The sequence below is a fragment of the Streptomyces decoyicus genome (genome assembly GCF_019880305.1).
GTDB classification, from domain to species: Bacteria; Actinomycetota; Actinomycetes; order Streptomycetales; family Streptomycetaceae; genus Streptomyces; species Streptomyces decoyicus.
Map to the genome: position 1 here is coordinate 5,096,028 of NZ_CP082301.1, position 20,274 is coordinate 5,116,301.

At 71.9% G+C, this 20,274-nt stretch carries 17 protein-coding genes and 2 pseudogenes; 11 read left to right on the plus strand and 8 right to left on the minus strand.

Annotated elements, in window-relative coordinates; genetic code table 11:
• Positions 1-1,036: 1,036 nt before the first annotated feature.
• Entirely contained in the window at positions 1,037-1,342 is a 306-nt protein-coding gene (locus tag K7C20_RS22520; protein ID WP_030088277.1) for a chorismate mutase, read from the minus strand.
• A 250-nt stretch (positions 1,343-1,592) separates the two neighbouring features.
• Here K7C20_RS22520 and guaA point away from each other — a divergent pair, with 250 nt between their 5' ends.
• The 4 genes from guaA (at position 1,593) to K7C20_RS22540 (ending at position 6,042) form a co-directional block, all read left to right on the plus strand.
• Positions 1,593-3,179, plus strand: a complete 1,587-nt coding sequence (gene guaA, locus K7C20_RS22525; protein ID WP_030088279.1) for a glutamine-hydrolyzing GMP synthase — start codon at positions 1,593-1,595, stop codon at positions 3,177-3,179.
• 141 nt (positions 3,180-3,320) lie between these two features.
• Complete coding sequence (locus K7C20_RS22530; RefSeq protein ID WP_030088281.1) at positions 3,321-3,965, plus strand: helix-turn-helix transcriptional regulator; 645 nt, start codon at positions 3,321-3,323, stop codon at positions 3,963-3,965.
• Between the two features lie 5 nt (positions 3,966-3,970).
• Positions 3,971-5,104: an aminotransferase class I/II-fold pyridoxal phosphate-dependent enzyme gene (locus K7C20_RS22535; RefSeq protein ID WP_030088283.1), complete on the plus strand. Its 1,134-nt coding sequence runs from the start codon at positions 3,971-3,973 to the stop codon at positions 5,102-5,104.
• The gene (locus tag K7C20_RS22540; protein WP_030088285.1) at positions 5,101-6,042 is read left to right on the plus strand and encodes an ornithine cyclodeaminase family protein; all 942 of its coding nucleotides are present in this window, start codon (positions 5,101-5,103) and stop codon (positions 6,040-6,042) included. Before K7C20_RS22535 ends, K7C20_RS22540 begins: the two co-directional genes overlap by 4 nt.
• Before the next feature lie 88 nt (positions 6,043-6,130).
• Here K7C20_RS22540 and K7C20_RS22545 read toward each other — a convergent pair whose 3' ends face one another.
• The gene (locus K7C20_RS22545) at positions 6,131-6,640 is read right to left on the minus strand and encodes an SRPBCC family protein (protein ID WP_030088287.1); all 510 of its coding nucleotides are present in this window, start codon (positions 6,638-6,640) and stop codon (positions 6,131-6,133) included.
• Between the two features lie 138 nt (positions 6,641-6,778).
• On the opposite strand from K7C20_RS22545, the pseudogene K7C20_RS22550 reads away from it, so the two are divergent.
• A pseudogene (locus tag K7C20_RS22550) lies at positions 6,779-7,570 on the plus strand (class II aldolase/adducin family protein); the annotation flags it as partial.
• A 50-nt stretch (positions 7,571-7,620) separates the two neighbouring features.
• Here the strand turns inward: K7C20_RS22550 and K7C20_RS22555 are convergent.
• Both K7C20_RS22555 and K7C20_RS22560 read right to left on the minus strand, forming a co-directional pair.
• The gene (locus tag K7C20_RS22555) at positions 7,621-8,379 is read right to left on the minus strand and encodes a bestrophin-like domain (RefSeq protein WP_030088291.1); all 759 of its coding nucleotides are present in this window, start codon (positions 8,377-8,379) and stop codon (positions 7,621-7,623) included.
• A 9-nt stretch (positions 8,380-8,388) separates the two neighbouring features.
• Entirely contained in the window at positions 8,389-8,976 is a 588-nt protein-coding gene (locus K7C20_RS22560; protein WP_222892649.1) for a hypothetical protein, read from the minus strand.
• Between the two features lie 568 nt (positions 8,977-9,544).
• Between K7C20_RS22560 and K7C20_RS22565 the strand changes: the two genes are divergently transcribed.
• Both K7C20_RS22565 and K7C20_RS22570 read left to right on the plus strand, forming a co-directional pair.
• The gene (locus K7C20_RS22565) at positions 9,545-10,822 is read left to right on the plus strand and encodes a hypothetical protein (protein WP_030082947.1); all 1,278 of its coding nucleotides are present in this window, start codon (positions 9,545-9,547) and stop codon (positions 10,820-10,822) included.
• A 223-nt stretch (positions 10,823-11,045) separates the two neighbouring features.
• Positions 11,046-11,591, plus strand: a complete 546-nt coding sequence (locus tag K7C20_RS22570; RefSeq protein ID WP_030082945.1) for a TQO small subunit DoxD — start codon at positions 11,046-11,048, stop codon at positions 11,589-11,591.
• A 231-nt stretch (positions 11,592-11,822) separates the two neighbouring features.
• Here the strand turns inward: K7C20_RS22570 and K7C20_RS39495 are convergent, their stop codons facing one another.
• The 4 genes and pseudogenes from K7C20_RS39495 to K7C20_RS22590 all read right to left on the minus strand — a co-directional run bounded on the left by K7C20_RS39495 (position 11,823) and on the right by K7C20_RS22590 (position 14,636).
• Entirely contained in the window at positions 11,823-12,137 is a 315-nt protein-coding gene (locus K7C20_RS39495; RefSeq protein WP_078952812.1) for a transposase, read from the minus strand.
• 139 nt (positions 12,138-12,276) lie between these two features.
• Positions 12,277-12,483, minus strand: a pseudogene (locus tag K7C20_RS38355) (chaplin); the annotation flags it as partial.
• A gap of 453 nt (positions 12,484-12,936) precedes the next feature.
• Positions 12,937-13,167 (minus strand): hypothetical protein, encoded by a 231-nt coding sequence (locus K7C20_RS22585; RefSeq protein ID WP_030082941.1) that lies wholly within the window; start codon positions 13,165-13,167, stop codon positions 12,937-12,939.
• A complete protein-coding gene (locus tag K7C20_RS22590) occupies positions 13,164-14,636 on the minus strand; it encodes a PspC domain-containing protein (protein WP_053208476.1) in 1,473 nt (490 codons plus the stop codon). The genes K7C20_RS22585 and K7C20_RS22590 overlap by 4 nt, the downstream gene beginning before the upstream one ends.
• 332 nt (positions 14,637-14,968) lie before the next feature.
• Between K7C20_RS22590 and K7C20_RS22595 the strand changes: the two genes are divergently transcribed.
• From K7C20_RS22595 to K7C20_RS22610, 4 genes are all read left to right on the plus strand, one after another.
• Positions 14,969-16,702 carry a serine/threonine-protein kinase gene (locus tag K7C20_RS22595; protein WP_245170935.1) on the plus strand — a complete coding sequence of 578 codons (1,734 nt, stop codon included), beginning with the start codon at positions 14,969-14,971 and terminating at the stop codon, positions 16,700-16,702.
• A 163-nt stretch (positions 16,703-16,865) separates the two neighbouring features.
• Positions 16,866-18,164: an ATP-binding protein gene (locus K7C20_RS22600; protein ID WP_053208481.1), complete on the plus strand. Its 1,299-nt coding sequence runs from the start codon at positions 16,866-16,868 to the stop codon at positions 18,162-18,164.
• 88 nt (positions 18,165-18,252) lie between these two features.
• A complete protein-coding gene (locus K7C20_RS22605; protein ID WP_030082931.1) occupies positions 18,253-18,963 on the plus strand; it encodes a LuxR C-terminal-related transcriptional regulator in 711 nt (236 codons plus the stop codon).
• 182 nt (positions 18,964-19,145) lie between these two features.
• A complete protein-coding gene (locus K7C20_RS22610; protein WP_053208477.1) occupies positions 19,146-20,270 on the plus strand; it encodes an alpha/beta hydrolase in 1,125 nt (374 codons plus the stop codon).
• Positions 20,271-20,274 lie beyond the last annotated feature (4 nt).

Here is a 20,274-nt window from a genome sequence, read left to right on the forward strand (position 1 = left end):
GCACACGTGGGTGGCGGGCCGTCGCGGTGGGGCGCGGTAGGGCCGTGCGATTGCAGGTACATGACCGGCCATGGCCAAAAAAGGTTGTCCACTCAAATAGAAATGCGCCAGTGATGACGGTCACACCCGTAACAGCAGCCTCACAGGAAACACACAAGCAGTGCACAGGACGGGCGGGCTCACGGGCCCGGCGACGGCCGTGCGCCGGGCGCACTCCCGGCACAGCGAAGGGCCCCGGACACCGTCCGCGAGGGGGGTTGCGGACGGCCACGGGGCCCTTTGCTTTCGGTGCCGGCGTCAGGGCAGCGCCGGCACCGACGGGCGGCGCTGGGGGGGGGTAGCGCCGCTGGCTCTTGGGGTGGTGCGTGAGGGTGCGGATACCGCGTCGGCCGGACCCATGGCAGTGCAAGAGTCCATACCGGATGCGGTACGTCGTTCGTCAAGCATCGTCCTGGATACGCCTCACCTGGCGCAACCGTTTCGACCGGATGCGGTCGGTCCCGGGCGTCCCCAGGACCGACCACCCCATCGGATGTGACCGGGCTGCTGTCCCCTGCTGACCGGCCACGGCACCGGAGCGAGGTCCCACGACGCGGGCCGCGGCAAGCGGCCGGCGTCTCATCGCTCCGGGTTTCCGCCCGTGGGGCGGCGTCTACGCGTAGTCCTGCAGTCCGCGCCTGGCTGGCGTGGCACCGGGAACAACGAAGCCTCGCAGCGGCCGGTCACGCGCCGTACGGGTGAGTCGGCAACCGAACGCAGATCCGGCAGCTGCGCCGGGGCGCATGCGTCCTGACCACGCGCCCCGAGCGGTCCGGAAACCGACCGAAGGCCGTCCAGATCCAGCCACGCAGGGACCCGGGCCCGCCGACCCCGGAGCCGCCCGAGCACCGTCCGGATCCAGCCATCCGGCATCCGGCATCCGGCTCCGGCGGCGACGCGCTGCCCGTCCCCGGCCGGCTGTGGCGTCCCCGGCCGGCCGCGCTCCCGGGGCCTCCGCGCTCCCCGGGACGTCCGTGCTCCCCGCTTCCCGCCCGCCTCAGATCTGGCCCCGGGACAGCTCCAGCAGGGTCATGGCCAGCGCGGTGCCCGGCTTGCCGAGCTGGCCGCGGTAGTGGTCGAGGATCTCCATCTCACGGGAGAGGTTCACCCGGCGTCCGCCGGAGGCGAGGCGCTCGCGCTGGATGACGGCCGAGACGGCCATCCGTTCCTGCACGAGGCCGATGATCCGGCCGTCGAGATCGTCGATCCGCTGCCGGGCGTCGCTGATGATCCCGGCCGCCTCGGGCGTGCGGGCGCCGGTGCCGGGGGCGGGTGCGGTGGTGGTGTGGGTCTCGGTGCTCATGTCGTTTCTCCTGGGGTGCGGGGCCCCGGAGCCGCTGATCGGTCCCGACAGACGCAGGCGCCCCGGACCATTTCGGCCCGGGGCGCCTGGGAAGTTGCTTGTCAGTGGATCAAGCAGCACGACCATGGCAGCCGGACGGGCCGGTGCCATAGGTAAAGACGAAGGTCAGCTGCTTGGACATGGGGCTCAGTATGAGCCCGTTAGAATCGAAAGTCCAACCCCTGCTCCACACCGCCGGAAGGCCGCCGAAGTGCCATCAGCGCCCCCTGCCGCTGCCCCGGACGTCGTCCTCGTAGTCGACTTCGGCGCACAGTACGCCCAGCTCATCGCCCGCCGAGTCCGTGAGGCCCGGGTCTACAGCGAGATCGTGCCCTCCACCATGCCGGTGGCGGAGATGCTCGCCAAGAACCCGAAGGCGATCATCCTCTCCGGCGGCCCCTCATCGGTCTACGCCGAAGACGCCCCCAGCCTCGACCGCTCGCTCTTCGAGGCCGGTGTCCCGGTCTTCGGAATGTGTTACGGATTCCAGCTCATGGCCACCACCCTCGGTGGCACCGTCGACAACACCGGCGCCCGTGAGTACGGCCGTACCCCCCTGACCGTCTCCCGCCCCGGCTCCACCCTCTTCGAGGGCACGCCCGCCGAGCAGCCGGTGTGGATGTCGCACGGCGACGCCTGCTCCGCCGCCCCCGAGGGCTTCACGGTCACCGCGTCCACGGACGTGGTGCCGGTCGCCGCCTTCGAGAACGACGACAAGAAGCTCTACGGCGTCCAGTACCACCCCGAGGTCATGCACTCCACGCACGGCCAGCAGGTCCTGGAGCACTTCCTCTACCGCGGCGCGGGCATCGAGCCGAGCTGGACCACCACCAGCGTGGTCGAGGAGCAGGTCGCCGCGATCCGCGCCCAGGTCGGCACCAAGCGCGCCATCTGCGCGCTGTCCGGCGGCGTGGACTCCTCGGTGGCCGCTGCCATCGTGCAGAAGGCCATCGGCGACCAGCTGACCTGCGTCTACGTCGACCACGGCCTCCAGCGCAAGGGCGAGTCCGAGCAGGTCGAGAAGGACTTCGTGGCCGCCACCGGCGTCCAGCTGAAGGTCGTCGACGCCGAGGAGCGCTTCCTGGCCGCGCTGGCCGGGGTCAGCGACCCCGAGCAGAAGCGGAAGATCATCGGACGCGAGTTCATCCGCGTCTTCGAGCAGGCCCAGGCCGAGCTGGTCGCCGAGGCCGGCGCCGAGGGCGAGGAAGTCGCCTTCCTGGTCCAGGGCACGCTCTACCCGGACATCGTCGAGTCCGGCGGCGGCACGGGCACCGCCAACATCAAGTCGCACCACAACGTCGGCGGCCTCCCCGACGACATCGAGTTCCAGCTCGTCGAGCCGCTGCGGCAGCTGTTCAAGGACGAGGTCCGGATGGTCGGCAGCGAGCTCGGCCTGCCGGACGAGATCGTCCACCGCCAGCCGTTCCCCGGCCCCGGCCTGGGCATCCGCATCGTCGGCGAGGTCACCAAGGACCGCTTGGACCTGCTGCGCGAGGCCGACGCCATCGCCCGCGAGGAGCTGACCGCGGCCGGTCTGGACCGCGAGATCTGGCAGTGCCCCGTGGTCCTGCTCGCCGATGTCCGCTCGGTCGGCGTCCAGGGCGACGGCCGGACGTACGGCCACCCGATCGTGCTGCGCCCGGTGTCCTCCGAGGACGCGATGACCGCGGACTGGACGCGGATGCCGTACGACGTGCTGGCGCGGATCTCCACCCGCATCACCAACGAGGTCGCCGACGTCAACCGTGTCGTCCTCGATGTCACCAGCAAGCCCCCGGGCACCATCGAGTGGGAGTGACCCCACCCGCCGGGTCGGAGTGATCCCACCGACTGCCTGACGACGCCGCCGCTCAGCCTGTGCTGAGCGGCGGCGTCGTCGTTGGTGGGGCGACGCCGCCGTGTATGGACTTTCTGTCCAGTCTGGACTTACAGTCCAAGCATGGGACAAGCAGAAGAGGCCCGAGATCCCCGTGTGCGGATGTGGGCGCCGGTGTGCCAGGCCGTCGCGCGGTTGCTCGGTCCGTACGCCGAGGTGGTGCTGCACGACCCGGACACCGACCGGGTCCTGGAGATCTGGAATCCGATGAGCTCGCGTGGCCCGGGGGACCCCTCCCTGCTCGGCGAACTGGACGGGCTCGCCCCGTCGCCGCAGGACGTGTACGGGCCGTACGAGAAGTTGCTCGCGGACGGCCGCCGGCTCTCGTCGGTGAGCGCGGTCCTGCGGGATGCGCACGACCGGCCGTCGGCCGTGCTGTGCATCAACCTCGACCGCACCCCGCTGGAGCAGGCCGCGGCGGTGCTGTCCGCCTTCGGCGCCCCGGCCGTGCAGCGCCCCGAGCCGCTGTTCGAGCAGGACTGGTCCGAGCGCATCCAGCACATCATCGGCAGCCACGTCCGCGAAACGGGCCGTCCCGTCGAGCGCATGACCCGCCAGGACCGCCTGGCCGTCCTCGGCCGGCTGGACGAGGCCCGGGTGTTCGCGGTGCGCCGCGCCGCGCCGGTCGTCGCCGGAGCACTGCGGGTGTCCCGGTCCACCGTCTACGGCCTGCTGGCCGAACTCCGAGCATCCAGCGCGAAGGACTGACCACCATGACCCGGCTGCCCGACTTCCGCCTCGAAACCTACTTCTCCCGCTGGGAGTTCACCGCCCGCCATCACCTGACCGCCTCCGACGTCCAGACCATGACACTCGCCGAGCTGCTCGGGCTGGCCGACGACAAGGACCGGGAGGCCTTCGAGAACCTGTCCCTGGGCTACACCGAGACCTTCGGCGACCCGGGCCTGCGGGAAGCGATCGCCCAGACGTACGAGCAGGCCGACGCGGACGACGTCATCTGCTTCGCGGGCGCCGAGGAAGCCCTGTATCTGGCGATGAACGTGCTGCTCGGCGCCGGTGACCACGCGGTGGTGGTGACCCCGAACTACCAGGCCGCCGAGACCGTGCCGCTGGCGCTGTGCGAGGTCACCGGTGTGGCCCTCGACGCGGACCGGGACTGGGCCCTGGACCTCGACGAGGTGGCGGCGGCGATCCGGCCGGACACCCGGGTCGTGTCGGTGAACTTCCCCAACAACCCGACCGGCAAGGTCCTCGATGCCGCCGACTTCCGCGCACTGGCCCGCCTGTGCGAGGAGCGCGGCATCCACCTGTTCAGCGACGAGGTCTACCGCGGCCTGGAACGCGACCCGGCACGCACCCTGCCGCAGGCCGCCGATCTGTCCGAGCGCGCACTGTCGTTGAACGTGACCTCGAAGTCCCTGGGGCTTCCCGGGCTGCGCGTCGGCTGGATCACCTGCCGCGACCGCGCGCTGCGCGCCCGTCTGGAGCGGGCCAAGCACTACACCACCATCTGCAACTCCGCGCCCAGCGAGGTCCTGGCCCGTATCGCCCTGAAGGCCCGCGAGACGATCCTGCACCGTAACCGGGCCCTGATCGCCGCCAATCTGCCGGCCTTCGAGGCGTTCTTCGCCGAGTTCGCGGACGACTTCGAGTGGCGGCGGCCGGACGGCGGATGCGTCGCCTACCCCCGCTACCTCGGTGCCGACGGAGTGGAGGAGTTCTGCACCCGTCTGGTCGAGGAAGCCGGCGTCCTGCTGCTGCCCGCGAGCATCTACCGCTCCGAACTCACCGCCACCCCCGCCGACCGTTTCCGCATCGGCATCGGCCGCCGCAACCCGGAGGAGGGCCTGGCGGCCTTCGCCGACTGGATGCGGGCGCGCCGATGACGCTCCCGGTCTTCGACGCGGCCGCCATCGAACGGGCCGTCACCTCGCGGCTGGTCCTCGACACCGTCCGTGCGGCGCTGATCGCACATGCGGAAGGCCGCACCAGCGTGCCGCCGCCGCTGCACCTGGACTTCCCCGAAGCCGACGGGGACTGCCACGTCAAAGCGGGCCGGCTCACCGGGGCCGCCGACTTCACCGTCAAGATCGCGACCGGCTTCTACGGCAACCCGGCGCTGGGCCTCCCCGCCCACCACGGTCTGGTCTGCGTCGTCAGCGCCCGCACCGGAGCGCCGCGCGCGCTCCTCGACGACCGCGGTCTGCTGACCGCTTGGCGCACCGCCGCCGCGGGCGCGCTGATCACCCATGCCATGGCCCGGCCCGCCGCCGGCACGCTGGCCGTCTTCGGCACCGGCGAACAGGCCCGTCTCCAGGCGCTCTGGCTGGCCGGACTCCGGCCGCTCGGCCTGGTCCTGGTCCACGGCCGCACCCCGGACAAGGCCCGCGCCCTGTGCGAGGCACTCGGTGCACACGGTCTGGCCGCCCGGCCCGCCGCGGCGGCGGAGGCGGCCCGGGCCGACATGATCATCACCGCGACGCCGGCCACGTCCCCCGTTCTGGACGCCGCCATGGTGCGCCCGGGCGCCCATGTCACCGGCATCGGCACGGACATGCCGCACAAGAACGAGCTGCCGCCCGCACTCTTCCACCGCGCACGGCTCATCGCCACCGACGACCACGCCCAGTGCCTCGACCACGGAGACTTCGGCCATGCCGTCCGCGCCGGGTCCGCCGCCGAGGACGGCGACATCGCGGCCGGGCTGCTGCTCAAGGCGCCCGTCGACCGGCCGGACACCGCGATCACGGTCGCCGACCTCACCGGTGTCGGCGCGCTGGACGCGGCGCTCGCCTCGGCCGTCCTTCGCCGGCTTCGGGAGTGACGCCCAGGGACCACCGCTTCGCCGCGGCCGCCGTTCCTCGCCTCCCGCCGTGGCCCGAGGGAACGGCGGGAGGTGAGGAACCGCGTCCTCAGACCCGTACGGCCGAGGCCAGCCGCTCCAGCGACGTGGCCATGGCCGGGCCCATCCGCTTCGGGAAGCCGGGGAGTTCGACGACGAGGCGGGGGAGCCGGGCGCGCGACCAGTCGTAGGTGTGGGTGACCCGGGTGGTGCCCCCGCTCCCGGCGCCGTCCGTGCCCACCGTGCCGTCTGGGCCGCCCGTGCCTTCCACGGGCGTCAGCTCGTAGCGCCAGCGCTGGCCTCCGACGAGCCGCCGGCCGCGGAACTCACCCCAGGTCTCCCAGGCGATCAGCCGGTCCTTCTCGTACTCCACCACGACGTTCACCGACCGGTACGCGATGCGCCCCTGCGCCATCCCCATGCTGAACCGGTCGCCGGGGCCCAGCAGCGACGGGCCCTCCGGGCGGCCGCGCAGCATGCCCGAGCCGTCCAGCTCGGCGTGCCTGGCCGGGTCCCGGAGGACGGCGAAGAGCTGCCGCGGTGTGGCCTCGATGTCCTTGCTGACCGATATGGCCCTCATGGTGCCCCCTCTGCTGCCGTTCCTGGAGCCCTCATCATGCAGCCCGGGGCATTCGCGCCGGTCACGCCCCTGGTTACCTGCGGTAGTGGAAGGTAGCTTCCGCATCGAGCATCAAGTGCCGTACGTGCCAGGAGGAGAGCCGCGATGCCCGAGCCGACCCCCATACCCACCGAACAGCTGACGTTTGCGATGCCGCCGGCGCATCAGACCATCGAGGACGAGCGGCGCCACCGCAAGGAGCGCCTGGTCGCGGCGCTGCGCCTCTTCGGACGCCTCGGTTTCGAGGAGGGCGTCGCGGGCCATGTCACTGCACGCGACCCGGAGTTCCCGCACTGCTTCTGGGTCAACCCGTTCGGAATGTCGTTCCGGCACATCACGGTCAGCGACCTGCTCATGGTGAACGCGGAGGGGAAGGTCGTCGAGGGCCGCCACCACGTCAACCAGGCGGCGTTCGCCATCCATGCCCAGGTCCACCGGGCCCGTCCCGACGTCGTCGCGGCGGCCCACAGCCACTCCACGTACGGCCGCGCACTGTCCTCACTGGGGGAGCTGCTGGACCCGATCACCCAGGACGTCTGTGCGTTCTACGAGGACCATGCGCTCTTCGACGACTACACGGGCGTGGTGGTGGACGAGGCGGAGGGCCGGCGGATCGCGGCCGCCCTCGGGCCGCACAAGGCCGTGATCCTGCGCAACCACGGGCTGTTGACGGTCGGCGACTCGGTGGACGCGGCGGCGTGGTGGTTCATCACGATGGAGCGCTCCTGCCAGGTCCAGCTGACCGCGAAGGCCGCCGGAAAGCCGGTCCTGATCGACCACCACAACGCCGTCCGCACCCGCGAACAGCTGGGCAACGACCTGGTGGCCTGGATCAACTACCAGCCGCTGTACCAGCAGATCGTGCGCAGCGAGCCGGATCTCTTCGACTGACGGGGCCCCTGCGGGACGGACGAGGCCGTCCCGCAGGGGCCCGCCCCGCCTCAGGGATGCGGGAACAGGTCGAAGAACGGCGAGGCGGTGGCGGCGATGCCGCGGCTGAACGGCGCGTCGAAGTCCCAGACGAGGAACAGCAGGAAGGCGATCAACGCGCTGAAGAGCCCGGCCATCAGCAACTCCCGCCCCGAACGCCGGATCTGGAGGGTGAACATCACGCCGATCGAAATGGCACCACCGATGATCAGCCCGAACCACACCACACCCGGCAGCGTCGAATCGGCCGCGTCCGCACGGGCGGTGCGGGCCCCGTCGGCCACCGCGACCTGGTCGACGAGGGGCTGGTAGGACTGCCCCTGGAAGTCGTTGCCCGGGTGGTAGTCGGTGACATCCGCCCGGACCTTCGTCAGCAGATCGGTGCCCTTGCGGGTCAGCTCCCCCTTCTCGGCCATCACCGGCCACTCCTTGTGCACCACGTACGACACATACGCGTCGACGTCCGCGCGGATCCGGTCCCGCACCGGCGCCGGGTAGGCACGGGCCCGCGCGCTGACCTCGTGCAGCGCCTGCGCCTCGGTCCGTACGGTGTCCTCGGCCGCGCTTCTGGCCTCCCAGACACCGGCGATGGCCAGGCCCAGCACGATCGCGTACACCACCCCCACCATCATCGTCAGATACTCGATCACATCGGGCGTTTCGCTCGGGTCGTCGTCCTCACTGATCCGGCGCTCCTTGAGGACGGTGATGGTCAGGACGACGCCACAGGCAGCGCCCATGGCGAGGGTCAGTACCAGCCATTGCGGCATGGAGACCTCCTACGAGGAACGGCGCCCGGCGGAACCGGACGAGGAGCTCGAACGGGGACGGAGGGCGGCGCCGGCCAGCACGGCCGGGGCGGTGATCAGCAAGGTCGTGGTCACCACGGAGCGCCCGGCGCGCGGCTTGTGGGACACCGGCGCGTAGCTGCGGGGCAGGGCGGGCGGCGCGGACGCCGGGCGGCTGACGTGCGGTTCGGGCTCGGGTGCGGGCTCGGGCGGCGGGGCCGCGGGGCGGGCACGGGGAGTGGGCGGCGGAGGCGGTGGTGGCGGCGGGGGCGGTGGCGTCGGCCGGGGCTTGGGGGCGGGCGGTGGCGGTGGCGCGGGCCTGGGGCTCTGCGGGCGCGGCGCCGGTGCGTGGGAGGGGGTGGGCGGGGGCTTGGTCGCGGTGCAGGGAAAGTGCCAGCCCGGGGGCATGGGGAAGTCGGTCGGCACGTCCACGGGCGGCGCCGTCCCGGCGTAGGCGCAGTTGTCGCCGGCGGCCGGGCGTGGCTGCCGGTCGTGAGCGGTCGCCGACGGCGCGGTGACGAGCAGTGCGGCGGCCCCGGTCAGCAGGAGGAACGCGGTGGCGGCCAGGAACCCGGCCACCAGGTGCCGGATGCCGCCGAGGGGGCGCGTGCGCCGGGCTCGGTGCCGGTGGGCGGGGCGGCGGGGCGGCGGCCCGCCGGCCTCCGGTGGCCCGCCGGGCCGGCCCCGGCAACTCGTTCCGAGCCGGCCACCCGGGCCTCCTGCTCCACCCGCTCCATCCCTTCCGTCCGGCCCGTTCGCCCTCTCCTGTCCGTCCAGGTCATTGCGGCTGTGCGATCCATGAGGTCCGTGTATTTGGCACACGGCGAGAGCTTGCGCAGCGCGCGGACCCCTCAGCCGTCGCCGTGCCCCGGTTCGCCCGAATAGGGGAAGCGTCGGGGGTGCGTGGGCGGCCGCCGGTCAGGTGTGCGGATTTCCGGGTACCCGGTACGGGTGGCCGGGGCGCGTACGACGCCCGGCCCCGCCGCTTGTCGTACGTCAACGCGCCGATGCGCCCGCCACCCGCCACCAGCTGGACGTTTGGTATTCACCCCCGTCATCTGGGGCACAATTCGCCTCTGTACGCAACAAGTTGGCGGCGAGCGGCGGCGGGGCGGTAACGGACGTGTCGGTTGATGCGGCGGGCAAGATGGCCGGGACGGGCGAGCCGGGGGACGGCGCGGAGCGCGCCACCGGTGGCGAGTGCCGATGTGGACGGTGCCCGCACGGCGCCCGTACGGGGCACCGGCAGGCGGTCGCCGCGTTCGTCGCGCTGCGCGAGGACTTCGCCGCCGGGAACGGGGTGCCGGCCGGGCTCGCCCGCTCCGCCGGTGCGGCCCGGCAGTGGGTCTCCGACGAACTGACGCTGTCCGCACGGGAGGTGGCCAAGCGGTGCGCCGCCGAGCGGGTCGCCTGGCTGACGTCCGTACGGTGGCGCAGCCTGCTCATCGTGTGGGGTGCGGTGACCGCTCTGCTGCTCGGACAGGCACTGACCGCCATCGGCGCGGGCTGGACGGCGGCCCGTACGGCGGGGCTGCTCGCGGCCGTCGTCCTGGCGCTGGGGCTGACGGCGGCGGCCTGGTGGCATCGCGCACACGGCGGGGCGCTGGCGCCGCTGATCGGCGAGGACGGGCGGCTGTCCACCTCGCGGACGGTGGCGGCGGGCTGGGCGGGCGCGGTGCTGTACGCCGTGCTGACGATGGCCGTGCAGCTGGCGACGGCCGTCGGCCCGGACGAGCGGCGCCGTCTGCTGGGCGGACTGGAACTCGACCGGTCCGGCGCACTGTTGGCGATGCTCGCCGTCGGTTGCGGCGTGGCCGTGCTGGCGTACGGGCTGGTGACCGCGCGGGTGCGGTCGGGGCGGTTGCAGAAGGTTCCCGCGGAGCGGCCACGGGCCGCCGACCTGCTGGCGGACGACGCGGGGCGGGGCAACTTCCTGGATGTGCAGTACGTCCTGGTGAACGCGGCCGTGCTGGTGTGCGCCCTGGTGCGGCTGGCCGGCCGGCCAGCACACCTTCCGCAGCTGCCCTGGGGGCTGGTGGTGCTCCTCGCGCTCTCCGGAGCGACATATCTGTGGGGGAAGGCGGTGACGGGCGGGCGCCCGGTGATCCTCTCGGTGGTCCGCTCCCGTGAGCTGGGCGACCTCGCCGCGCCGGTCCGTACCGGCGACGACATCGAGATCCGCGGCGCCGGCTTCGTCCCACCGGGGGCCGGGACGCCCGACCGGCTGGCGCGGACCGTCGTACGCATCGGCGATGTCCATGTCCCCGTCCCGCTGGTTCCGGTGGCCGGTGGCTTCGCCAATCCGACGGACGGGGTGCTGACCGTCCCGGTGCCGGTCGATGTCGAGCCGGGCCGGGTGACGGTCCGGGTGATCACGGCGGCGGGTGTGGAGACGAACGGCTACCCGCTCGACGTCCTGGACTGAGCGGTACGGCGGACGGGCAGGGGCGGCCGCCACGCCGTACCGCTACGGCAACGACGGGCGCCGCGGCAGTGCCGGCCGCCGTCGTGTGACGATGTGGTGTGCCACCGGCGCCCGAAGTGCGTCGCCGCGTTGAACCTCTCGCGCACGTCCGTACGTATCTCCCCACGAGGCGCGGGCGGGGGCACAATCGTCTGCGCCCGGAGGCAATGGAGAGGCGGACGTCATGGTTCACGCGAATCGTACGATCGGTGCCGAATTGGGAGGGGTGGCCGTTGAGGGCTCCGGCGCCGGGTTGCGGGGTCAGCTGGCGCGCCATGCGCTGCTCCCGTTGCGGCTCTTTCTGGGAGCCACTTTCCTCTACGCGGGGATCGACAAGCTGACGGATCCGGCGTTCCTGGCGGCCGGTGGCCCGGGGTCGCTCGGTGAGATGCTGCGTCAGGTGCATGACGCGGCGGCGCTGCCGCAGCTCGTGGAGCTCGCACAGAAGAATCCGGTGGGGCTCGGCTATGCCATCGCGGCCGGTGAACTGGCCGTGGGCCTCGGGACTCTCGTGGGGCTGCTGGGGCGGCTGGCGGCCCTGGGCGGTGCGCTGATCTCGCTGACCCTCTGGCTCACCGTGAGCTGGGCGACCACGCCCTACTACTACGGCAACGACCTCGCCTATCTGGTGGCCTGGGTCCCGCTCGTCCTGGCCGGTACACCGATGTTCTCCCTGGACGCCGCCCTGGCCCACCGCCGCAAGCGGCACGGGACGCAGTTGTTCGGCTAGGGCGAGGCGTGGGGATCACCCATGGGCCCCGGCGGCAGTTGCCTGCGATATGCGGTCCGGCCGGGCAGAAGGCGGCCGATCTTCCGCGGGACCGGCCGAGGGCCTGGTCTGCCGCGTGCGTCGGCCGGGGCCCCTTGTGTGCGGGCCCCGGCCGTGCGTTGGTGAGCGCGGAGGATCGTGGCGTTCACCGAAACCGCCCGTTCAGGTCCTGATCGGCGTCGACCCGGGCCATCAGCGCGGTGAACACGCGCTCCCGGGTGCCGCCGGCGGCCCGCATCCGCAGCCGGTTGCGGGCCCTCTCCAGCTCCCGTACTTCTCGGGCAGGTGGTGGACCCACCGCGATCCGGTCCGGTACTTCCAGGCGATCGCGTCGATCACCTCGCGGTGATCGCGCCATCGGCCACCTCGTCCGGGCATGTGCTCCGGAAGCAAGGTCTCGATCCGTGCGCAGTGCGCATCAGGTAACGGCACGTCCGGACCAACGGTCAGATGGTCCGGACGAAACGGCCTAGCGAGCCATGCCGCCGCCGCCGGTGTGCACGCCACCGGACGGCCAGTGGTGGTGGTGCTTCTTCTTGTGGTGCTTCTTGACGGGCTTGTGCTTGACGGGCTTCTGCTTGTGCTCGATGTGGTGGTGGTGGTGCTTGACGACGCGGTGGACCTCCACCCGGCGCACAACGTTGCCGTTGAAGCAGGTGTTGCCGAAGGCCGGGTTCAGCAGCCCCACGAGGTTAATGGTGTTGCCGCACAGATTGACCGGAATGTGGACCGGGATCTGAATCGCATTGCCCGACACCACACCCGGTGAATTGGCCGCGCCGCCGGCCGCGCCGCTGTCTGCGAACGCTGTCGACATGCCTCCCAGGGCAGTACTTACCGCAAGAGCTGCCATAGCAGTCACCCGCGTGATCCGTGACATAACAATCTCCCGATCGATCCAAAGCGGCTCACTGCCGCTTCCTGTACTTCTCCTTCGGTGCGTAGCGCCTGATGCTGAGAGAATTTGCTAATATTTCACTCTTTCAGGGAATAAGTGTGGTTTAGTGATGGTTTGTTGCTGCCGATGGCTGCTGAGTGATGTGGTGCCCGTCCACACCTGTGGCCTGCGGAGAACCTCATAAGACGGGTGCAGCTCCGGTGAATTGCGCGTCGGCGCGTGACTGGCTGCTCCCGGCCGCTCGCCGCCTCGACGCTCAGGGGTGGTGCGCCGCTATGAGTGATCTGCGAGTGATCTGTGAGTGATCGCTGCTGTGGTGGTGCACCCCGGCGGTAGTTCACTCCGGCCGGCTCGGGCAGGGCTTGTGGACGGCCGGTTGGTCCGTTGGGACGCGAGGATCGCGCCGGGTCAGGAGTGCGTCAGGGGCGGTGCGTCGGTGTCCGGGGTGCGGTGGCGGCGGATCGCGGCCCAGACGGCGGCGGTGACACCGGAGAGCAACAGGCCGGTGGGAAGGGCGAGGAAGAGCCAGAGGCCGGGGGCCTGCCAGAGGCCGAGGGCGTCGAGACCGTAGCCCGTGCCGAGGGTGAGGGCGGTGAGGCCCGCGATCAGACGGGCCGGTTCGAACCGATGGCGCTTCACTCGGGGGCTCCCTGAGGGGTCGGGGCAGTCGGCGATACGGGCGGCGGCGGGGCCGCGGGGGCCGGGGCGGAGGCCGGCTCCGAGCGCTCGATGACGACCTGTCCCGCGCCGAGTTCGAGAGCCAGGTCCAGCGACCCGCGGGGCTTCTCGCCCTTCTTGAGGCCGTCGGCGGGCAGCGTGAGGGTCCGCTCACCGCCCCCCGAGAGGCTCACATCCTGCGGCGATTCTCCGGGCAGCTGGATGTCCCCGAGGCCGAGCGAGATATGGAGCCGGGTCGTGACGCCCTGGGGCAGCGTCACTTGGAGGCGGCCGAAGCCCACTTCCGCGCCGGTATGGACCGTACGGCCGCCCTTGAGGGGCAGCTCGCCGAGGTCCAACACCCCTTCTCCCGAACCGATCTCGTAATGCGGCCGGACATCGCGGAGGCTGGCGGGGGCCCAGGTGCGCTTCTGCCAGTCGGTGGTGATGTTGTCGGGAAGCGCCGTCGCGGCCGCCAGCAGCAGGGCCGTCAGCACCACCATGAAGACCGTGCCGCCGCCCGTCCGCCCGAACCAGGAGCTGAGGACGAGCCCCAGGCCGAAGACGACCAGCGCAGCCGCCAGCCCTGCCTGGAGGGCCGGTGCGAAGCCGTCGTGACGCGAGACCGCGAGGGCGGTGGCGCCGCCCGCGAGCAGCGCGAGCAGGAACGTCCAGCCGCCGATCGGGCGGCCGGTGCGGCGGGTTCGGCGCGGCGCGGGGGCGGGAGGGGCGCCGTGGGCCGGCGGAGGCGGGCCGGGCGGGCGGCCCGCGTCGGACCAGGGGTGAGGCCGGCCGGCAGCCGTCGCGGCCGCGCCGTGCTCGGAGCGGTAGGTGATGTCGAGCGGGAGCGGGGTGTTCTCGGGGCCCCACAGATAGCCCGGACCACCTGCCTCCCTGGAGTGTTGGTTGCGCCACCAGGAGGGGCCGGTCGGCACCGGGGGCGCCATGGTCTCGGGCGGGGCGTCGGCAACCGCCTGGGCGGTGGCGGCGTCCACCGACTCCGGGCCCTTGGTCTCCACCTCCCGGCGCCGCCGCGACCAGTAGGCGGAACCGGCCGCTGCCAGCGTCAGCATGATGGCGAACGACATCATGCTGCCCTTGGCGAGGGTCGTCAGGAACAGTCCGCAGCCCACCAGCGCGAAGAGCAGCGCCGTCAGCGCGGGGCCCTCGACACGGCCGGAGAGCAGCCTGCGCCCCTCGTTCTCGTCCTCGCCCTCAAGGGGGATGAGCAGCCACGCGAAGCCGTAGGCGATGAGGCCGAGGCCGCCGACGGCGAGCACGGCGAGCACGACCCGGAAGATCACCGGGTCGAGATCCCACTGCCGGCCCAGCCCGCCGCACACGCCGCCGACGACCTTGTGCCGCCGGCTGCGGCGCAGCGGGGCGGGCGGCGGGGTGGGACCGGCGGGGTCGGAGGGCGCCGGCTCCTCGACGGGGGCTGCATCGTTCATGGGCCCATGGTGACAAGGGCGGACGAGCCCCGGCATCCGTGGGAACCCTGGCAGATCCCTGAGATCTACCCGTGACGGCCCTGATATGCCCCAGGGGGGTCCCGAAATCCCTCGTGCGCTCGCATATGCCCCCGACCCCTTGGTCCCGCCCGGGACACGGGTGCGGACAGGTGGTGGCCGAAGAACTTTCCACCGGCGCGGGCGACTATCGTTGCGCCCTGGATACGTACGGGTTTCCGGAGGGGCGTGCGGTGACGGAGGCGGCGTCGGTGGACGAGGGGCGACTGGTCGCCGGGCGGTATCGCCTGGTTGAGCGGATAGGCCAGGGCGGTATGGGTACCGTCTGGCGGGCCCAGGACGAAGTCCTTGGGCGTCAGGTCGCGGTCAAGCGTCTGCATGTGGCGCCGTATCTCGATGCGGACGAACTGGCGAGGCGTTATGAGCGCACCACCCGCGAGGCGCAGGCCGCCGCACGCATCAACCACCCCAATGTGGTGGGGGTGCACGACGTCGTGGACGACGCCGGGATGCCGTGCATCGTCATGGAGTACGTCCCCTCCCTGACGCTCGGCGATGTCATCAAGGAAGCCGCGCGGCAGGACAGTTCGGTCACTCCGCGCGAGGCCGCCCGTATCGGACGCGGCATGGTGGCGGCGCTCCGGGCCGCGCACTCCGCCGGTGTGCTGCACCGTGACGTGAAGCCGGGCAATGTGCTGCTCGGCGAGGACGGCCGGGTCGTGCTCACCGACTTCGGCATCGCGGTCGCCAGCGGTACGTCCACGCTCACCAAGACGGGCGAGCTGGTGGGCTCCATCGACTACTTGGCGCCGGAGCGGGTCAGAAGCGGCAAGCCGGGTCCCGCCTCCGACCTGTGGGCGCTGGGCGCGACGCTCTATCAAGCGGTCGAGGGGCGGCCCCCGTTCCGGAAGGACACCGCGGTCGAGACGGCGTACTCGATCGCCATGGACCCGCTCGAAGCACCGCGCAACGCCGGGGTGCTGACCCCGCTGATCGAGGCGCTGCTCGCCAAGGAGCCGGCCGACCGCCCGACGGCCGAGGTCGTCGAGCAGGCGCTGCGGGCCGCCGAGGCCGACGCGGAGACGGCGCTGTACGGCTGGCCGACGCTGGCACTGGGCACGGTCGGACGCGGCGACCCGGAATCGACCGGCACGAACGGGCAGACGGAGGCGCCGACCCGTGCGGTGCCGCACACCAGCGGGACGGGAACCGCGTCGGACAGCACTTCGACGAGCACCGGGACCGGTGCCGGGAGCCCCGCGGGCACGGACTCCGACACCGGCTCGGGCACGGGCTTCGGCGCCGTGACCGGTCCCATGTCTGTCTCGGACGCGGCCGGTGGCGGGCGGGCCGCGGGGGACCGTACGGAGGCGCAGGGCGGGGCCAAGTCCCGTGGGCGGCGTGCGGTGCGGGTCATGGTCTGGAGCGTCACCGGGGTGCTGCTCGCCGGCGGCGGGGCCGGCGCGGCCTGGTACCTGATGCACCGCGATGCCGACAGCGCGTCCCAGCAGGCCTCTGACAAGGGCGCCCCGGTTCCCAACCGCCCCGCCGGCAGCATCGGACCGCCGCCTCCGCTCCCCGACTGCTACCGGAATGCGAAGGAGACCGCGCTCGGCGTGACCTTCCCGGTACCCAAGGGGTGGAGGCGCATTGTCAGGGACGGCGGCCGGCAGATCATCTACGCTTCGGGGGCCAGCGAGGCGGAGGACACCCAGCGCGCCCAGCTGACTCTGAGCGTTCTGGACTTCTCCTCGCCCGATCAGGTGCAGCACTTCAAGGACGTCGAGGCGGACTTCAAGAAGATGTACCCCGTCTACTCGCGGCTGCGGATGCAGCCGACGACCTTCCAGGGCGATCCCGCCGCTATCTGGGAGTTCACCTTCGGAGGCCGGGCCCGTACCTTCCGGGGGATCGACCTCGGGTTCGGTCGTGAGGGCGCGAAGGAGTACGCGCTCTATGTCGCCGCGCCGCAAGCCGACTGGGCCAAGTTCGAGAAGGTCTTCTCGGTACTGAAGGACGGCTTCCGCCGGACCGACCCGATGAACTGAGGCGGGGGACGGAGCAGCAGGCGGGAGCGGCGAGAAGCTGCCGCGGACCGTCGTGGACCGGTCGCCTGCGGCCCGGCCCCGGGCCGGACCCCGGAAACGTCAGGGGCGGGTTCAGGGTCGTCCCTGATGTCCAAGGCGCCGGCGCCGTGTGACGATCGACGGCATGACCACCGCTCCGCCCCGCGCCGAGTCGCACTACGCCCCGGCGCCGGACCCTGACGAGCCGCCCGTGCGCAAGCTGTACCGCAGCGCCGACGGGCGGTTGCTCGGTGGTGTCGCGCGCGGTCTGGCGGGGCATCTCGGACTGCCGGTCTCCTGGGTGCGGATCGTGTTCGTCGCCCTCTTCCTGGCCGACGGCATGGGCGCCCTGCTGTATGCCGCGTTCTGGTTCTTCGTTCCGCTGGGCGTCGGCGGCGTGGACCACCGGCATCCCGCCACGGCCGGCGGGAAGCGGCTGCTGCCGCGGCACAAGCCCGACAAGGGCCAGGTCTTCGCGCTGATCGCGCTGCTCATCGGCACCGCGATCGTCGCCTCCAGATTTCAGCTGGGCCAGGCCAAGGGCTATGTCTGGCCGGTGCTGCTGATCGGCGCCGGTGTCGCCCTGGTGTGGCGTCAGGCGGACAACTCCCGCCGTGCGCAATGGCTCGAGCTCGGCCGCCGCAAGGGCGTGCTGCCGGTGCTGCGCGGCGCGGCCGGGGTGCTGCTGGTCGGCATCGGGGTGACCGGCATCGTCGTGCTGCAGGGGTCGGTGCGCCATCTCGGCTCGGTGCTCCAGGCCTCGCTCGCCGTCGTCGTCGGCATCGCGCTGCTGGCGGGCCCCTATCTGGTGCGGATCACCCAGGACCTCTCCGAGGAGCGGTTGATGCGCATCCGTGCCCAGGAGCGCGCCGAAGTGGCCGCCCATGTCCATGACTCGGTGCTGCACACCCTCACCCTGATCCAGCGCAACGCCGAGGACCCCCGGGAGGTGGCGCGGCTGGCCCGCGCCCAGGAGCGGGAACTGCGCGCCTGGCTCTACAAACCCGAGGGCCGCGGCAAGGAGGAGGACGAGGAACCCGCCACCGTCGCGGAGGCGGTCCGCAAGTCCGCCGCCGAGGTGGAGGACGACCACGGCGTCCCCATCGAGGTCGTGGCCGTCGGCGACTGCCCCCTGGACGAGGCGCTGGACGCCCAGATGCAGGCTGCCCGCGAGGCGATGGTCAACGCCGCCAAGTACGGTGGCGAGGGCGGTGCGGTGCAGGTGTTCGCCGAGGTGGAGGGCCTTACGGTCTTTGTCTCGGTGCGCGACCGCGGCCCCGGCTTCGACCTGGACGCGGTCCCCGAGGACCGGATGGGCGTACGGGAATCCATCATCGGCCGCATGGAGCGCAACGGCGGCACGGCCCGGCTGCGTTCCGCCCCCGAGGGCGGCACGGTCGTCGAGCTGGAAATGGAGCGCCCGGCGAAGGAGCGCGAGACATGACCGGAACGGGCGAGGGGCGGCCGGTGGCGACACCGCGGGCCGGAGCGCGGGATGATGGCGGGCAGACATCGAGGGACGGGCGGAAGAGATGAGCAGCGAGGGCGCACAGCAGGACGAGACGGGCGCGGCGGCCGAGGGCCGCACCGTACGGGTCGTGCTGGTCGACGACCACCGGATGTTCCGTACGGGCGTCCAGGCCGAGATCGGCGAAACCGGGCGCACCGGCGTCGAGGTGGTCGGTGAGGCCGCCGACGTCGACCAGGCACTCACGGTCATCACCGCCACCCGCCCCGAGGTCGTCCTGCTGGACGTCCATCTCCCCGGGGGCGGCGGCGTCGAGGTGCTGCGCCGCAGTGCCGCGATGATGGCCGATGCGGAGCGACCGGTCCGCTTCCTCGCGCTCTCCGTCTCCGATGCCGCCGAGGACGTCATCGGCGTCATCCGCGGCGGTGCCCGCGGCTATGTCACCAAGACGATCACCGGCACGGACCTGGTCAACGCGGTCTTCCGGGTCTCCGACGGCGATGCGGTCTTCTCCCCGCGGCTGGCCGGCTTCGTCCTGGACGCCTTCGCCTCGACGGACGCCCCGCCGGTCGACGAGGACCTGGACCGCCTCACCCAGCGCGAGCGCGAGGTCCTGCGGCTGATCGCCCGCGGCTATGCGTACAAGGAGATCGCCAAGCAGTTGTTCATCTCCGTGAAGACCGTCGAATCCCATGTCTCCGCGGTGCTGCGCAAGCTCCAGCTCTCCAACCGCCATGAGCTGACCCGCTGGGCAGCGGCCCGGCGGCTGGTCTGACCTGCACAACCGCTCCCGGGCCGTGACGGGCCGCGGGGGAGCCGGGTCGTAAAGAAGGACCAAAGACGGGCAACCAGGACCACGCTGATCACCATCTAAAGGCGCGGAGAGGCTCACTGCCGAAGGCGGGGCCGGAACCACCCCCACGTCCTTCGCGTAGTTGTCCTGGAAGCGAGATCCCGATGAGCCTGACGGGCACGCCCTTCTTCCTCACCTCGGTCACGCTGTTGATCGTCGCCTTTGTGCTGCCGCTCGCCCTGTGGGGCCGAATAGCCGGGCCGCCCCTGGCGCGCGGCCTCGCCCGGCTGCTGATGCTGCTGTTCGCCCAGGTCACGGCCATCACCGTGGTCTTCGTCCTGGTCAACAACGCCAATAGCCTCTACGACACCTGGGACGACCTGCTCGGCACCGGCAGCCATGTCGAGGCGGCCCGGGACCTCGGCCCCGACGGCATGGGCGGCCGGCAGATCAAGCACGAGCCCAAGCAGCTCCAGCAGTTCCGCCCGGCCGACGACCCCAGGGTGGGCCCCGGCGTCCGGATGACCGACCTCAGGGGCCGGATCTCGGGCGTCCAGGGCGAGGTGTACGTCTGGCTGCCGCCGCAGTACGACGACCCGGCCTACCGGAACAAGAAGTTCCCGGTCGTCGAGCTGCTGCCCGGCTACCCCGGCTCGGCGAAGTCCTGGCTGGGCTCGCTGCACGTGGCCGAGCAGCTCCGGCCGCTGATGCAGCGCGGCCAGGTCAAGCCGGCCATCCTGGTGGCGCCGCGCACCAATCTCCTCCCCGGCGCGGACACCGGCTGCGTCAACATCCCCGGCAAGGTCAACGCCGACAGCTGGCTGACCGTCGATGTCCGCAAGATGATCATCGACAACTTCCGGGCCGGCGACAAGCCGGACTCCTGGGCCCTGGCCGGTTATTCGGCGGGCGCGCACTGCGCCACCAAGCTTGCCCTGGCCCACCCGGACCGCTACCGCGCCGCGGTCGCCATGTCCGGCTACAACGACCCGGCGCTCGAACGGGACTCCCTCGCCGGCAAGGACCCCAAGCTGCGCGTCGAGTCCAACCCGATCCACATCCTGAAGGCCGCCAACGCGGCGGGGAAGCCGCCGCGTACGGCCCTGTATGTGTCGGGCGCGGCGGGCGACGGCTACCAGGCCGGTCTCGGGCTGCGGCAGTTCGCGCAGCTTCCGACGACAGTGACCGTGCAGCAGATCTCGTCGGGCGCGGGCGGCCACACGACGGTGGTGTGGAAGAACCAGGTGCCGCAGATCTTCCAGTGGCTGGGGACGCAGCTCAGGGCGTGAGCGC